Source organism: Microbacterium sp. NPDC058062 (assembly GCF_042885375.1).
GTDB classification, from domain to species: Bacteria; Actinomycetota; Actinomycetes; order Actinomycetales; family Microbacteriaceae; genus Microbacterium; species Microbacterium trichothecenolyticum_C.
The window spans coordinates 616,465-630,720 of sequence record NZ_JBHVSC010000004.1; the positions used below are offsets into that span (position 1 = coordinate 616,465).

The window sequence follows — 14,256 nt, forward strand, 5'->3', positions numbered from 1 at the left end:
GGGACGGCGCCCCGGGTCTCGACGAGAATCCCCTGGTTCGGTGAGTGGGATGGGTCAGCCGCGGGCGCCGAGCAGGTGCTCAGTCGCGAGCTGCTGCAGGCGGACGAAGCCGAAGCCCTTGCCGCCGAGGTACGCGTTCGCGTCGAACTCCTCGTAGGCCGAGCGGTCCGCGAGGAAGTCGTTGTACGTCTCACCCGGGTTGAGCGTCGGAACCGACAGCTCGTCGACCTTCGCGGCGGCGAGCGCCTCCTGCACCTCGGGGTCGGCGCGGAAGGCCGCGGCGCGCTCCTTGAGCAGCAGGTAGGTGCGCATGTTCGCGGCGGCCGAGTCCCAGACGCCCGTCTCGTCCTCGGTGCGCGAGGGCTTGTAGTCGAAGTGGCGCGGGCCGTCGTACGCGGGCACGCCGCCGGGGCCGCCGTTCTCGAGCAGGTCGACGAGCGCGAACGCGTTGTGCAGGTCGCCGTGGCCGAACACGAGGTCCTGGTCGTACTTGATGCCGCGCTGGCCGTTGAGGTCGATGTGGAAGAGCTTGCCGTGGAACAGCGCCTGGGCGATGCCGGCGGCGAAGTTGAGGCCTGCCATCTGCTCGTGGCCGACCTCGGGGTTGAGGCCCACGAGCTCGGGGCGCTCGAGCGAGTCGATGAACGCGATCGCGTGGCCGAGGGTCGGCAGCAGGATGTCGCCGCGGGGCTCGTTGGGCTTCGGCTCGATGGCGAAGCGGATGTCGTAGCCCTTGTCGGTGACGTAGTCGCCGAGCAGGTTGACGGCCTCGCGGTAGCGCTCGAGCGCGGCGCGGATGTCCTTGGCGGAGTCGTACTCGGCGCCCTCGCGGCCGCCCCACATGACGAAGGTCTTGGCGCCGAGCTCGGCGCCGAGGTCGAGCTGGCGGAAGACCTTGCGCAGCGCGAAGCGGCGCACGTCGCGATCGTTGGACGTGAATCCGCCGTCCTTGAAGACGGGGGCCGAGAAGAGGTTCGTGGTGACCATCGGGATGATCAGGCCGGTGTCGGCGAGCGCACCCTTGAGGCGGTCGATCTGCGTCTGGCGCTCGGCATCCGTCGATCCGAACGCGAACAGGTCGTCGTCGTGGAAGGTGAGGCCGTACGCGCCGAGCTCGGCGAGCTTCTCGACGGCGTGGACGACATCGAGGTGGTTGCGGGTCGGTCCGCCGAAGGGGTCGGTGCCGTTGTAGCCGATGGTCCAGAGACCGAACGAGAACTTGTCGGCGCGGGTGGGGGTGGGCATGACGCTCCTTCGCGGTAAATGTTGCTGCCGACAACCTATACCAGAAACGATGCGGGGTCCAGCGCGGATCCCGATAGTTTCGGCGTTAGCATCGACGCATGACGGAGGGGCCACGGATCACGCTCGCCACCATCGCCGCCGAGGCGGGCGTCTCGCTCGCCACCGTGTCGAAGGTGCTCAACGGGCGCACCGACGTCGCCCCCGGCACGCGCGCACGGCTCGAGACCGAGCTCGCCCGCCACGGGTACACCCGCCGGTCGGGCAAGCAGCGCAGCGAGTTCGTCGAGCTCGTCTTCCACGAGCTGGAGGCGAGCTGGTCGATGGAGGTCATCGAGGGCGTGGAGGACGTCGCCCACGACGCGGGGCTCTCGGTCGTGCTCACGGTGAGCGGCGACCGTCACACCCCCGGCGCCGACTGGATCGACGGCGTGCTGCGCCGCCGGCCGATCGGCGTGATCCTCGTGTTCTCCGACATCGCGGAGCGGTTTCGCGACAAGCTGCGGGCGCAGGGCATCCCGTTCGTCATCGTCGACCCAGCCGGCGACCCCTCTCCCGACGTCCCCTCGGTCGGCTCGGCCAACTGGTCGGGCGGGCTCATGGCCACGCGCCACCTCATCGAGCTGGGCCACCGCCGGATCGCCGCGATCACGGGCCCCGAGGACATGATGTGCTCGCTCGCGCGCGTCGACGGCTACCGCTCGGCGATGAACGCGGCGGGCCTGCCGATCGACGCGAACCTGATCCGCTTCGGCGACTTCCATCCCGGCGGGGGCGAGGCCGCGGGACGCGAGCTGCTCGCCCTCGACGACCCGCCCACCGCGATCTTCGCCGGCAGCGACCTGCAGGCGCTCGGCGTGATCGCCGCCGGGTCCGCGGCCGGGCTGCGCGTGCCGGACGACCTCTCGGTCGTCGGCTACGACGACATCGCGCTGTCGCGCTGGATGAGCCCGCAGCTCACCACCGTCCACCAGCCCCTGCGCCGCATGGGCGAGGAGGCGACGCGCCTGGCGCTGCGCCTCGCCGAGGGTGCGACCCCCGAGACCCTGCGCATGGACCTCGCCACGCACCTGGTGGTGCGCGGCAGCACCGCGCCGTTCGCCGCCTGACCGACGGGGAACGGATGCTGCGCCCCGGCGCCGCGCCGCCCGTCCGGGCTCGGGCGGCGACATCTCGCATCCCAGAGGGATCGTCCGGTTGGGCGCGGTCGGTTCGGCGCGCCTTCGCCGAGCCGGAGGCGCGCCCGACCCCGTCGGTTCATGACATCGCGACCACGGCCAGGAGGGCTGTGTGAACCGGAAGTTCAACAGCCCGTGACACGGACTTAACACACCGAGTGTAGAAATGGTGGTGGCACAGCCGGGCGCGACGACGAGGCCGGAGACCACTTAGTGGCGCTTCCCTCGAAGGTCAAGCCCCCTGCGTCGAAATCACGGTGGGACCAGGATCGTTCCCACGACGACAGGAGGCTCCGCAATGGTGCTCGAACGCCCCACCTCACCTGTGAGGCACGCCCTGCGCGCCCGCGTCCTGCCCTCGCTCAAGGAGCTGCCGCCCCGCCGGCCCGAATCGGCTGCGCCCGAGGACTCCGCCGTCCGCTGGGACCGCATCGACCTCGACCGGTACGAGGTGCGGGCGAACGGCTCGACGGTCGGCTTCGTCGACGTGGTGGGTGCCGTCTTCGTGGTGCTGTCCGGTACGCGGTATGACCGCGCCGTCGAAGTGACGCAGACGCTCGACTTCGCAGCGGCGATCCGTTCGATCTCCCCCGCCGACGCGGCCTGACCGCACGGCCGGGCGCCCGATGGGGGCGGCGGACACCCGGCCGCGCCGGATCACTCGTCTCGGGTCACCGCCACGCCCGCGTGGAGCCGCCGGGTGTGATCGAGGTGGCGTGGCTCGCCCACGACCCGGACCGTTCGCGTCGCGACGATCTCTCCGCTCGATCGACCGAACGCGAGGACGAGGTCACCGGGCTCGACGACGCGCCGGCCATCTCGCCCCGTGAACGCGGCGAGGTCGGCAGGCACGTCGAAGGACACCCGCGCCCTCTCGCCGGCCGCGAGCGGCACCCGCGCGTACGCGATGAGCCGTCGGACGGGACGCACGACGGAGGCGACCGGGTCGTGGAGGTAGAGCTGCACCACCTCGACGCCGTCGCGGTCGCCGGCGTTGCCGACGTGGATCGACACCGTGACCGAGCCCGACGCCGACATCTCGGTCGCCGAGGCGGCAGCATCCGCCCACACCGACGGCGCGTACCCGAGACCGTGGCCGAAGGGATACGCCGCGGTGGGATCGATGTTCGACACGTCGTTGCGGCGCGCGAGCTTCGATGCCAGGTACGTCGAGGGCTGCGCGCCCGGATCCCGCGGGATGCTGACGGGCAGGCGCCCGCTCGGATTCACCCGTCCGCTCAGCACACCGGCGATCGCGCCCGTGCCCTCCTCGCCCGCGAAGAAGCTCTGCACGATCGCGGCAGCCCGCTCGGGAGCCGTGCCGAGCGCATACGGGCGACCGGCGAGGAGCGTCACGACCGTAGGAACACCGGTGTCGAGCACGGCGTCGAGCAGAGCCTGCTGCGCGCCGGGCAGGGTGAGGTCCGCGGCGTCGCACCCCTCGCCGCTCGTGCCGCGGCCGAACAGTCCCGCACGGTCGCCGAGCGCGAGCACGACGACGTCGGCGCCGACCGCGGCGGCGAGCGCCTCGGCGAATCCGCCCGTCTCGCCTCCGTCGATCGTCGTCCCCGCGGCGTGGACGATCTCGGCCGAGGCGAACTCCGCGGCGAGCGCCTCCCGCAGCGTGGGCAGCGAGATGCCGATGGGCAGTTCCGGATGCCGCACGCCGACGTGCGACGGGAACGAATAGCACCCGAGCACGGCGTAGGGATCGTCGGCGACCGGCCCGATCACCGCGATGCGGCGCGGCGCCGCGAGTGGCAGCACCCCGTCGTTGCGCAGCAGCACGATCGCCTCCTCGGCGATACGACGCGCGAGCCCGCGGTTGGCGGGCGGGTCGAGGTCGACGGAGCCGCGCACCGCCTCGAGCGACGCGGTCTCGAGCCCGGCGAGCGCCGGAGGCACCGGCGACCAGTCGGCGTCGAGCAGGCCGAGCTCGGCCTTCTGCCGAAGTACGCGCCGCAGGGCGCGGTCCACGATCGTGCCGTCCACCTCGCCCGCCTCGACGGCGCGCACGAGGTCGGCGCCGAACGTCTTCACCGTGGGCAGCTCGACGTCGATGCCGGCGGAGAGGGCTCGGGCGGCAGCATCCGTCCATCCGTCGGCCACGCCATGCAGGTCCTTGAGGAAGGCGATCGAGAAGTAGTCCGCGACCACCGTGCCCTCGAAGCCCCATTCGTCGCGGAGGAGATCCGTGAGCAGGGAGGCGTCGGCCGCGGTCGGCACGCCGTCGAGGTCGGTGTAGGAGTTCATGACCGAGCGCACGCCGCTCTCGCGGATCGCCATCTCGAACGGCGGGAGCAGCACGTCGGCGAGCTCGCGCGGGCCGACCGAGACGGGCGCGAGGTTGCGTCCGCCCTTCGACGCCGAGTAGCCGACGAAGTGCTTGAGCGTGGCGACGACTCCCGCGCTCTCGACGCCCTGGATGTACGCGGTCGCGACGGTGCCCACGAGGTACGGATCCTCGCCGATCGTCTCTTCCACGCGACCCCAGCGCGCGTCGCGCACGACGTCGAGCACGGGCGCCAGCCCCTGGTGCACGCCCACCGAGCGCATGTCGGCGCCGATGCGGGCGCCCATCTCGCGCACGATGTCGGGGTCGAACGTCGCACCCCAGCTGAGCGGCACCGGGTAGGCGGTGGCGCCCCACGTCGCGAAGCCGGCGAGGCACTCCTCATGCGCGAGGGCGGGGATTCCGAACCGGTTCGCGCCGGCGATGCGCTGCTGGGCGCGCTGGAGCGCGAGCGCTCCGGTCGCCGGGTCGACCGGAGCCGTGCCGAACGGGCGCGTGAGCTGGCCGAGCCCCGAGGACAGCAGGTCGTCGAGGTCGATGTCGTCCGACATGTCGTGCTGGTGCGGCGCGACGTCTTCTCCGTCGGCGGATGCCCCGACCCACACTCCGTACAGCTGCGCGACCTTCTCCGCCACGGTCATCTCGGCGATGAGGGCCTCGACGCGCTCGTCGACCGGCAGCGCCGGGTCGTTCCAGCGGCTCAGGGTCGCAGCATCCAGAGTCTGCTCTTCCATCGTCATCCCTTCACCGCCCCGGTGAGCCCGCCGACGATGCGCTTCTCCGCGAGGAGGAAGAACACGAGGGCGGGGATCATCGCGAGCGACGTGTAGGCCAGCACGGCGCCGGTGTCCTGCGAGTACTGCGTCGAGAACTGGGTCACCCCGAGCGGCAGCGGCCACAGCTCCTGCGGCAGCGTGCCGGTCGAGATCACGAGCAGCGGCAGAAGGTAGCCGTTCCAGCTCGCGACGAACGCCAGGATGCCGACCGTGATGAGGCCGGGCTTGGCCAGCGGCAGGAGGATCCGCCAGAAGAACCCGAGGCGGCTGGCCCCGTCGATCATGGCGGCCTCTTCGAGCTCGTCGGGGATCGCACGCAGGAACGGCACCAGGATGATGATCGTCGTCGGCAGCGCGAACGCGATGCCGGGGATGATCACGCCGAGGTACGTGCCGTGCAGGCCCAGCGTGCGCAGCAGCAGCGTGAGCGGCAGGGCGGCCACCGTCAGCGGGAACATCAGCCCGGCGGCGAACAGGGTGTAGAGCCCCTCGCGTCCCTTGAAGTCGTAGCGGGCGAGCACGAACGCGGCCATGATGCCCGCGATCACGACACCCGCCGTCGTGGCGACGGCGAGGACCGTGCTCGCGAACAGGTTGCCCCAGAACCGCGGCGAGCCGAGCACGGTGATCCAGTTCTGCACGGTGAACGGGTCGGGAAGGCCTGCGGGGTTCGCGTTGAGGTCGGCGGTGGTGCGGAACCCGCCGAGGAAGACGTAGAGCACGGGTCCGACGGCGACCGCGGCGACGACGAGCGCGACGAGGTAGACGAACGGCTGGCCCCAGTCGAAGCGGCGTCCGGCCGGTTCGGCGGCACGGGGCGAACCCGTGACCAGGGTCGTGGTGGCCGACATGTCAGCGGGCTCCGTTCGTGAGGGCGCCCTTGAGGTCGCGCTGCAGCGCGAAGCGCTGGTAGATGAGGGCGATGACGAGCGAGATGACGAAGAGGATCACGGCGATGGCGCTGCCGTAGCCGGGCTGCCCGGCGAACTGGCCCTGCTGCACCATGTAGGTCGCCATCGTCTCGGTGGCGATGCGCCGGACGGCGGGGGCGACCGTGACCCACACCATGTCGAAGACCTGCAGCGAGCCGATGATCGACAGGAACGCCCAGATGCGGATCGTGGGTCCGAGCAGCGGGATCGTGATGTGACGCTGGATCTGCCACCAGCTCGCACCGTCGATCTGCGCCGCCTCGGCGAGCTCCTCGGGGATGCCCTGCAGGCCCGCGAGGAACAGCAGGATCGCGAAGCCGATGTACTTCCACGTCAGCACGAAGAAGATCGTCCAGAGCGCGATGGCGGGGTCGGCCAGCCAGTTCTGGGTGAAGGCGCCCAGGCCGACCGCCTCGAGCGTCGCGTTGACCGCGCCGTCGGGCTGGAGGATCAGCTTGAACGCGAGGCCGGCGATGACCTCGGCGAGCACGTACGGCACGAAGATGAGGAGGCGGAAGACGCCGCGCCCCCGGAGCGGGCGGTTGAGCAGGAGCGCCACCGCGATCGCGATCGGGCCCTGGACGAGCAGCGACATCACGAGGATGAAGAAGGTGTTGCCGATCGCCTTCTGGAACTCGGGGCTGGTGAGGGCACGCACGTAGTTGTCGAAGCCGACGAACCGGCCGGAGTCAGCGAGGTTCTCCCACTGGAACGCGGGCGGGAGGTTGAAGAAGCTGTAGACCGCCGCGAGGAGCACCGGCAGGATCACGAAGCCCACGAACAGGATGAGCGCGGGCGAGACGAACAGGAGGATCTCGAGGCGCTTGCGCGTCGAGCCGCGCCGCGGGGCGCGCACGGGGGTGGGGCCCGGGCCCGCGGTGACCGCGGGCCCGGGGGTGGTGAGGGTCGCCATGATCTACAGGGTCGCCGCCGCGTCCTGCATCTTCTGGACGATCTCTTCGGGGGTGCCGGTGCCGGCGAAGAGGTTGACGATGCCCTCGTTCATGGCGTTGCCGACCGTGGTGCCGAAGGCGGTGTCGAGCCAGAGCTGGACGAAGGATGCCTGCGACAGGCCCTCTGCGACCATCTTGAGGTTCGGGTCCTCGAGGGAGCCCTGCGCCGCCGCGACGGTCGGGATGCCCGAGCCGCTGGCCGCGAACTTCTTCTGGACGTCCTCGCTCATGATGTACTCGAGCAGCTCCGCGCACTCCGGCGGGGCGTCGGCCGAGCAGCCGAAGCCGTCGCCGCCGCCGAGAGCGGCGGTGGGGTCGCCGTCAGCGCCCGCGATGCCGGGGACCGGGAACCAGCCGAGGAAGTCGGGCACCTTCTGATCGGGCGTGAGCCCGCCGATGACGCCGGCGTTCCAGTGCCCCATGAGCTCCATGGCGGCCTGGCCGTTGGCGAGCATGCCCGCCGAGCTGCCGGCGCCCTGTTGTGCCGGCGTGCCGAGGAAGCCGTCCTGGAACGGCTCGATGCCGAGGAACTCCTGCAGCTGGGTGCCCGCGTCGACGAAGCACTCGTCGCTGAAGTCGAAGTCGGTCTCGGCGGCCGAGAGCGCCTCGGGCGAGCACGACTTCAGCGCGAACTGGTACCACCAGTGCGCGGCGGGCCACGCGTCGCCCGCACCGACGGCGATCGGCGTGATGCCGGCGTCGCGGAGCGCGCCGACCGTGTCGACGAGCTCGTCGAACGTGGTGGGGACCTCGGCGCCTGCCTGCTCGAACAGGTCGGTGTTGTACCAGAAGCCCTCGATGCCGAAGGTGAACGGGATGCCGTACGTCTTGCCGTCGACCTGCCACGGGTTGGCCGTCGCGCCGACGCTCGAGATCGTGTCGCCGAGCGCGTCGTCGAGCGGCTGGAGGTAGCCGTTCTCGACCTGGTCGCGCAGCTCGCCGCCCGGCCACACCTGGAAGAGGTCCGGCGGGTCGCCCGCGGCGAGCGCGTTCGGGATCAGCGTGCGCTGCAGCTCCTCGTTCTGGTATCCGGTCTGCTCGACCGTGACGCCCGGGTGGGCCTCTTCGAACTCGGCGGCGACCTCCTCCCAGACCGCGGGGAGCGGACCCGACGTGGCGTTGTGCCACCACGTGATGGTGACCCCGTCGCCGTTGTCGCCTTCGTCACCGCCGCCGGCACAGCCTGCGAGCACGCCGACGGCCAAGCCCGCTGCGGCGACCCCGGCGAAGACGCGCATCCTGCTGCGTGTGTTCATCTTCGAACCTCTCGAAAGTTTCGACTTCTACGTCGAAAGTGATGTGGACGAGGCAAGAGTACGTTCAAACGGATTTGAGGTCAAGAGCAACAAATTACGTTCGAGCAACGGCGCGGGCTCTACAGTGAGACGGATGAGCGATCCGTCACCGGCCGAAGGCGTCCGCCAGCGCAACCTCGCGCGGCTGCTGCGCCTGGTCCATCTCGAAGGACCGCTGTCGCGCGCGACGCTCACCGAGGCCACCGCCCTCAACCGCTCCACGATCGCCGATCTCGTCGGCGAGCTCGTGCGCGAAGGACTCGTCGTCGAGCGCGCCCCCGACCCATCCCGCCGGGTCGGCCGGCCGTCCCCCGTCGTCGCCGCCGACGCGCGCGTCGTCGCGATCGCCGTGAACCCCGAGGTCGACGCGCTGACGATCGCCGCGGTGGGCCTCGACCGCGGCATCCCCCTCCGCGAACGCATCGAACTCGATCACCTGCTCACGCCCGATGAGACCGCGCGACTCATCGCCGAGCACGTCGCGCGGTGGCGCGAGGGCGAACTGGTCGACCCACGCGTCGTCGGCGTAGGACTCGCCGTGCCCGGCCTCGTGCGCGCGGCCGACGGACTCGTGCGCAACGCGCCGCACCTTCGCTGGACCGACGCACCGCTGCGCGACCTCGTGGCCGAGGCCACCGGCCTGCCGACGTCCGTCGGCAACGACGCCACGCTGGGCGCGATCGCCGAGCACCTCTTCGGCGCGGCGGCCGGCTTCGACGACGTCGTGTATCTCAACGGCGGCGCGAGCGGCATCGGCGGCGGGGTGATCGTGCACGGGATGCCGCTGCTCGGCGCCGGCGGCTACACCGGCGAGTTCGGGCAGAACCGTCCCGGGATCGCCTCCGAGGCCGACCGGCGGGCGGGCAACGGCGTGCTGGAGGACGAGGTCAGCCGCGCCCGGCTGCTCGCCGCGGTCGGACTCCAGGCGGCCGACGAGCCCGCCCTCGCCGCAGCGCTCGCGGCAGCGGGCACCGGGGCGGCGGAGGAGGTCGCCCGGCAGCGCCGCATCCTGTCGACGGCGCTGGCGAACGCGGTCAACGCCCTGAACCCGGCCGTGGTGGTGCTCGGCGGGTTCCTGGCGACCGTCGCCGCGCCCGACCTTCCGGGGCTGACGGCGCTGGTGCAGGAGCAGGCGATGTCGGCGAACGCCGAAGACCTCGAGATCCGCGTCGCGTCCCTCGCCGAGGACCGCCTCCTCATCGGCGCCGCCGAAGCAGCCTTCGCCGACCTCCTCCGCGACCCGGCAGCCTGACCACGGTCGCGACCGCGCGGACCGCACGCTCTGTGCCGAGGCATCCGTCGCCCGCGGCCGCCTCAGCCTCCCCTGCGACAGGTCAACCGGGCTTGCACAGGAGGATCAGCCCGCAGAGTCTCCTGCACAACGCCGGTTGACCTGTTGAGCACCCGAGAAGGGATGCCGCGCCCGGGCGTCAGAGGCTGCGCCAGACCTCCGCGGCGGTCAGGGGAACGAGCGAAGGCCGCTCCACCGTCGTCGTCAGCGGCTCGCGCGCACCCGAGGCCGCGGATGCGGCGAGCGCGGTCATGATCTCGAGCACGTGCAGGGCCATCGCCCCGCTCGCTCGTCCCTCGCCCGCGACGAGGTCCAGCAGCCCGATCCCGCGCCCCGCGTCGACGTACCCGGCGGAGGGCTCGAGCGTCTCCCACGACCCGCCGCGCGCATGCAGCTGCACGTCGCCGGCGAAGTTGTTCGGGTCGGGCACGATGAGCGATCCGTCGACCCCGTGCACCTCGATGGGGGCCGCCGTGGAGCGGACGCCGTCGAAGCTCATCGTCACAGTCGAGATCGCCCCCGACGCGTGGTGCAGGATCCCGGTGAGGTGCGTGTCGACCTCCACCGGCACGCGCTCCCCCGCCCGCGGCCCCGAACCGATCACACGCTCGTCGCGCGACCGCGACGACGCACCCGACACCGCGGTCACCGGTCCGAGCAGCTGCACGAGCGACGTGACGTAGTACGGCCCCATGTCCAGGAGCGGCCCACCGCCCTCGCGGTAGTAGAAGTCAGGCTGCGGGTGCCACGACTCGTGGCCCGCCGAGACCCACATCGCCGACGCCGACACGGGTCGCCCGATGCGCCCGCCGTCGATCGCCGCGCGGGCGGTCTGCACGCCGGTGCCGAGCACCGTGTCGGGCGCACCCCCGACGCGCACGCCCGCGGCGGCCGCGGCATCCGTGATCCGCGCAGCGTCCGCGAAGGCCGCCGCGAGCGGCTTCTCGCCGTAGACGTCCTTGCCGTGCGCGATCGCGGCGAGCGCGACCTCGGCGTGCGCGGCCGGGATCGTGAGGTTGAGGACGGTGCGGATGCCGGGATCCGCGAGCAGCTCGGCGGTCGTGAGCGCACGGCAGCCCGGGATCGCCTCGGCGGCCGCCTCCGCGCGCGCGACGTCGAGGTCGGCGACGGCTGCGATGCGCACGCTCGACGCCGGAAGCAGGGTGTCGAGGTACTGCCTGGAGATGACGCCGAGGCCGACGATCCCGATGTCGGTCACCGCGCGGCCCACAGCAGCCCCCGCTCGACGATCGTGCGGACGTTCGCGTCCTGCAGCACCTCGGGAGAGTGGCCGGGCGTGGCCACGAACACGCGACCCTGACCCCAGTCACGCGTCCAGACCGCCGGCGAGACGATGGGGCGGTGCCACGGGTGGTACGGCTGCACGGGGTGCGTCGTCGTCGCCAGCACGTCGATGAGGTCGTCGTGCAGCACCCAGTACTGCTCGGTGGTGAGCGTGAAGTCGTCGATGCCGGCCGTGATGTCGTGCGTGCGACCGAGTCCGGTGATCTCGACCGTGTAGTCGAGGTAGTTGTCGGTCTGGTCGCCGTGCACCTCGTCGGGGTGCTTCGATGGGTGCGTCGCGAACTGGCCGCCGACGAGCTGCAGGTAGTCCGAGCTCGCGCGGAACGAGTCGGCGATGCCGCCGTGCCAGCCGGCGAGGCCGGTGCCGGCGGCGACGGCGTCGCGGAGACCCCGGATCGCCTCATGCGACGCCTGCGACATCGTCACGGACTGCAGCACGAGGTCGGTGGCCGCCATGCGGTCGGCGTCGGCGTAGACCTCGGGGTCTTCTTCGACGGTGACGTCGAACCCGTTCTCGCGGAGGAACGGCAGGAAGAGGTCGGTCGCCTCGATCGGACGGTGGCCGTCCCATCCGCCGCGGACGACGAGGGCGGTGCGGGTCATGCGGGGGTCCCTTCGGGGTCGGCGGCGGCGGGTGCCACCGGCGTGAGGATGCTGTCGTGGGCGGCGCTCTGCTCGACGGCGGCGAGCACGCGCTGCACCTGGGTGGCGTCGGCGAAGCTCGGCGAGACCGGGATCTCGCCGGCGACCGCGCGCACGAAGTCGACGGCCTGGTGCGCGAACAGGTGCTCGTAGCCGAGTCCGTGTCCCGCGGGCCACCATGCTCCGGCATACGGATGCTGCGCCTCGGTCACCTGCACGCGCCGGAAGCCCTGCGCGGCATCGGCCGCGGCGTCGTACACCTCGAGCTCGTTCATGCGCTCGAAGTCGAAGGCGATCGCGCCGCGGTCGCCGTTGATCTCGATGCGGTTGGCGTTGCGGCGGCCGGTCGCCATCCGCGTCGCCTCGAAGACGCCGAGCGCGCCGCCGTCGAAGCGCGCCGTGAACGCCGCAGCGTCGTCGACCGTCACCGGCAGCCGGTCGGACGTGTCGGCGGCGACGCCGCCGAGCCCCTCGACCGCCGAGCGCCGGGGCCGGGACGTGACGAACGTGTGCATCGTGGCCGACACCGCCTCGATGCGCTGACCGGCGAGCCACTGCGCGGTGTCGATGCTGTGCGCGCCGATGTCGCCGAGGGCGCCGGAACCCGCGCGGTCGCGGTCGAGCCGCCACGTGTGAGGCGAGTCCGGGTCGCTCAGCCAGTCCTGCAGGTACTGCGCACGCACGTGCCGGATCTCCCCGATGCGCCCTTCGTCGATGAGCTGACGGGCGAGCGCGAGCGCCGGTGTGCGGCGGTAGCTGAAGCCGCACATCGCGACGACGCCGGACCGAGTGGATGCTGCGGCCGCGGCATCCGTCATCTCCTGCGCTTCGGCGACCGAGTTCGCGAGCGGCTTCTCGCACAGGACGTGCTTGCCGGCGGCGAGCGCCGCGAGCGCGATCTCGGCGTGCGTATCGCCGGGGGTGCAGATGTCGATCGCGTCGATGTCGTCGCGCTCGACGGCTTCGCGCCAGTCGACGCCGTGCTCTGGCCACTCCCAGCGCGCGGCGGCCTCGGCCGTGGCGTCGGGGCGACGACCGACGAGCAGCACCGGCTGCGGCGCGAGCGGGAGGTCGAAGAAGTGCGGCGCCGTGCGCCAGGCCTGCGTGTGCATGCGGCCCATGAAGCCGGTGCCGATCAGCGCGATCCGCAGCGGAGATGTCGTCGTCGTCATCGTGGTGGCCCTTTCCGACCACGACGATGCCATCGGCTCTGGCATCGGTCGAGGATCTTGCGCAAAACTGGTCGGGTGCCAGCCCGCGTGACTCTCGTCGATGTCGCGACCGAGGCCGGAGTGAGCGTCGGCACGGCGTCGAGGGCGCTCTCGGGCCGCGGCGACCTCGCTCCTGCGACGCGGCGCCGCGTGCTCGCCGCGGCGCGTGGGCTGGGGTACACCCGCGATCCGTCGGCCGGCGGGCGCCCGGCCGGCACCGCGCGCCTCGTCGACCTCGTCCTGGGCTCGTACCACAACGCCTATTCCGACGAGGTGACCGCCGGCGCGCGCAGCGCCGCCGCCGCCGCGGGCTACGACCTCGTGCTCACCGAGGAACGCGACACCCCCGACGACGACTGGCCGATGCGCATCCGCCGGCGCGGCTCGGCGGGTGTGGTGCTCGGACTCATCTCGCCGACCGCATCGCAATTGGCCGCGATCACGGATGCCGAGATCCCGGTCGTGCTGATGGATCCGCAGGCCGAGACCTCCCGCGGGCTCGCCAGCGTGCGCACGACCGATCGCGACGGCGCGTTCGGGGCGGCGACCCACCTCGCGGAGCGGGGGGCGACGCGGTTCGCGATCGTGCTCGGCTCGCCGCCGTTCCGCTACGGGCGGGCGCGGAACGCGGGCTTCCGCGAGGGGCTGCGCATGGCCGCCCCCGGCGCCGACCTCGCCGCGGTGCAGGCGGACTGGAGCGGAGCGGCGGCGCGCGAGGCGGCGCTCCCCCTGTTGCGCGGCCTGCGCGCCGGCGATCGGCTCGGAGTCTTCGCGTGCACCGACGAGATGGCGGCCGGCGTGTACGCCGCGGCCGCGGCGACCGGGCGGCGCATCCCGGACGACGTGCTCGTCGTGGGTTTCGACGACCTGCGCGGCGCGCGGTGGCTGACACCTCCCCTCACGACGGTGCGGCAGCCGATCCGCGAGATGGCCGCGGCCGCCGTGACGGCCCTCGCCGATGCCGCGGCCGGCGCTGCGCTTGCGCCGTCGCCGATCGTCCTGCCGACGCAGCTCATCGAGCGCGGCTCGACCTGACGATCCGGACGGACCGGTGGCCGCGGCATCCGAACCGGACGAAACGTCGCATGTCGGCGCGCGGGGCACGCGAGTAGCGTGGGACCAGTCTGACGGAAGGCTC

Annotated in this window: 12 protein-coding genes; 4 read left to right on the forward strand and 8 right to left on the reverse strand. The window is 72.1% G+C overall.

The features are described from left to right. Nucleotides 1–54 precede the first annotated feature (54 nt). The gene (gene xylA / locus ACFVSU_RS16075) at nucleotides 55–1,245 is read right to left on the reverse strand and encodes a xylose isomerase (protein WP_387144967.1); all 1,191 of its coding nucleotides are present in this window, start codon (nucleotides 1,243–1,245) and stop codon (nucleotides 55–57) included. Between the two features lie 98 nt (nucleotides 1,246–1,343). Here xylA and ACFVSU_RS16080 point away from each other — a divergent pair, with 98 nt between their 5' ends. Both ACFVSU_RS16080 and ACFVSU_RS16085 read left to right on the forward strand, forming a co-directional pair. Next, nucleotides 1,344–2,351, forward strand: coding sequence for a LacI family DNA-binding transcriptional regulator (locus ACFVSU_RS16080; protein ID WP_387144970.1), 1,008 nt, complete (start codon nucleotides 1,344–1,346; stop codon nucleotides 2,349–2,351). 367 nt (nucleotides 2,352–2,718) lie between these two features. After that, nucleotides 2,719–3,027 carry a hypothetical protein gene (locus ACFVSU_RS16085; RefSeq protein ID WP_387144973.1) on the forward strand — a complete coding sequence of 103 codons (309 nt, stop codon included), beginning with the start codon at nucleotides 2,719–2,721 and terminating at the stop codon, nucleotides 3,025–3,027. Between the two features lie 50 nt (nucleotides 3,028–3,077). Here the strand turns inward: ACFVSU_RS16085 and ACFVSU_RS16090 are convergent, their stop codons facing one another. Genes ACFVSU_RS16090 through ACFVSU_RS16105 form a run of 4 tightly spaced genes read right to left on the reverse strand, consistent with a single transcriptional unit; the run spans nucleotide 3,078 to nucleotide 8,630 of the window. Beyond that, the gene (locus ACFVSU_RS16090) at nucleotides 3,078–5,447 is read right to left on the reverse strand and encodes a beta-glucosidase (protein ID WP_387144976.1); all 2,370 of its coding nucleotides are present in this window, start codon (nucleotides 5,445–5,447) and stop codon (nucleotides 3,078–3,080) included. A 2-nt stretch (nucleotides 5,448–5,449) separates the two neighbouring features. Further along, nucleotides 5,450–6,340, reverse strand: a complete 891-nt coding sequence (locus ACFVSU_RS16095; RefSeq protein ID WP_387144979.1) for a carbohydrate ABC transporter permease — start codon at nucleotides 6,338–6,340, stop codon at nucleotides 5,450–5,452. A 1-nt stretch (nucleotide 6,341) separates the two neighbouring features. Further along, nucleotides 6,342–7,334, reverse strand: coding sequence for a carbohydrate ABC transporter permease (locus ACFVSU_RS16100; RefSeq protein WP_387144982.1), 993 nt, complete (start codon nucleotides 7,332–7,334; stop codon nucleotides 6,342–6,344). Nucleotides 7,335–7,337: 3 nt separating this feature from the next. Next, the gene (locus ACFVSU_RS16105; protein ID WP_387144985.1) at nucleotides 7,338–8,630 is read right to left on the reverse strand and encodes an ABC transporter substrate-binding protein; all 1,293 of its coding nucleotides are present in this window, start codon (nucleotides 8,628–8,630) and stop codon (nucleotides 7,338–7,340) included. 133 nt (nucleotides 8,631–8,763) lie between these two features. Here ACFVSU_RS16105 and ACFVSU_RS16110 point away from each other — a divergent pair, with 133 nt between their 5' ends. Continuing rightward, a complete protein-coding gene (locus ACFVSU_RS16110) occupies nucleotides 8,764–9,921 on the forward strand; it encodes an ROK family protein (protein WP_387144989.1) in 1,158 nt (385 codons plus the stop codon). 178 nt (nucleotides 9,922–10,099) lie between these two features. Here the strand turns inward: ACFVSU_RS16110 and ACFVSU_RS16115 are convergent, their stop codons facing one another. Genes ACFVSU_RS16115 through ACFVSU_RS16125 form a run of 3 tightly spaced genes read right to left on the reverse strand, consistent with a single transcriptional unit; the run spans nucleotide 10,100 to nucleotide 13,079 of the window. Then, nucleotides 10,100–11,179: a Gfo/Idh/MocA family protein gene (locus tag ACFVSU_RS16115; protein ID WP_387144992.1), complete on the reverse strand. Its 1,080-nt coding sequence runs from the start codon at nucleotides 11,177–11,179 to the stop codon at nucleotides 10,100–10,102. Then, nucleotides 11,176–11,868 (reverse strand): ThuA domain-containing protein, encoded by a 693-nt coding sequence (locus ACFVSU_RS16120; protein WP_387144995.1) that lies wholly within the window; start codon nucleotides 11,866–11,868, stop codon nucleotides 11,176–11,178. Before ACFVSU_RS16120 ends, ACFVSU_RS16115 begins: the two co-directional genes overlap by 4 nt. Then, nucleotides 11,865–13,079 (reverse strand): Gfo/Idh/MocA family protein, encoded by a 1,215-nt coding sequence (locus ACFVSU_RS16125; RefSeq protein WP_387144998.1) that lies wholly within the window; start codon nucleotides 13,077–13,079, stop codon nucleotides 11,865–11,867. Before ACFVSU_RS16125 ends, ACFVSU_RS16120 begins: the two co-directional genes overlap by 4 nt. 75 nt (nucleotides 13,080–13,154) lie before the next feature. On the opposite strand from ACFVSU_RS16125, the gene ACFVSU_RS16130 reads away from it, so the two are divergent. Further along, nucleotides 13,155–14,153: a LacI family DNA-binding transcriptional regulator gene (locus ACFVSU_RS16130; RefSeq protein WP_387145001.1), complete on the forward strand. Its 999-nt coding sequence runs from the start codon at nucleotides 13,155–13,157 to the stop codon at nucleotides 14,151–14,153. The last annotated feature ends 103 nt before the right edge of the window (nucleotides 14,154–14,256 follow it).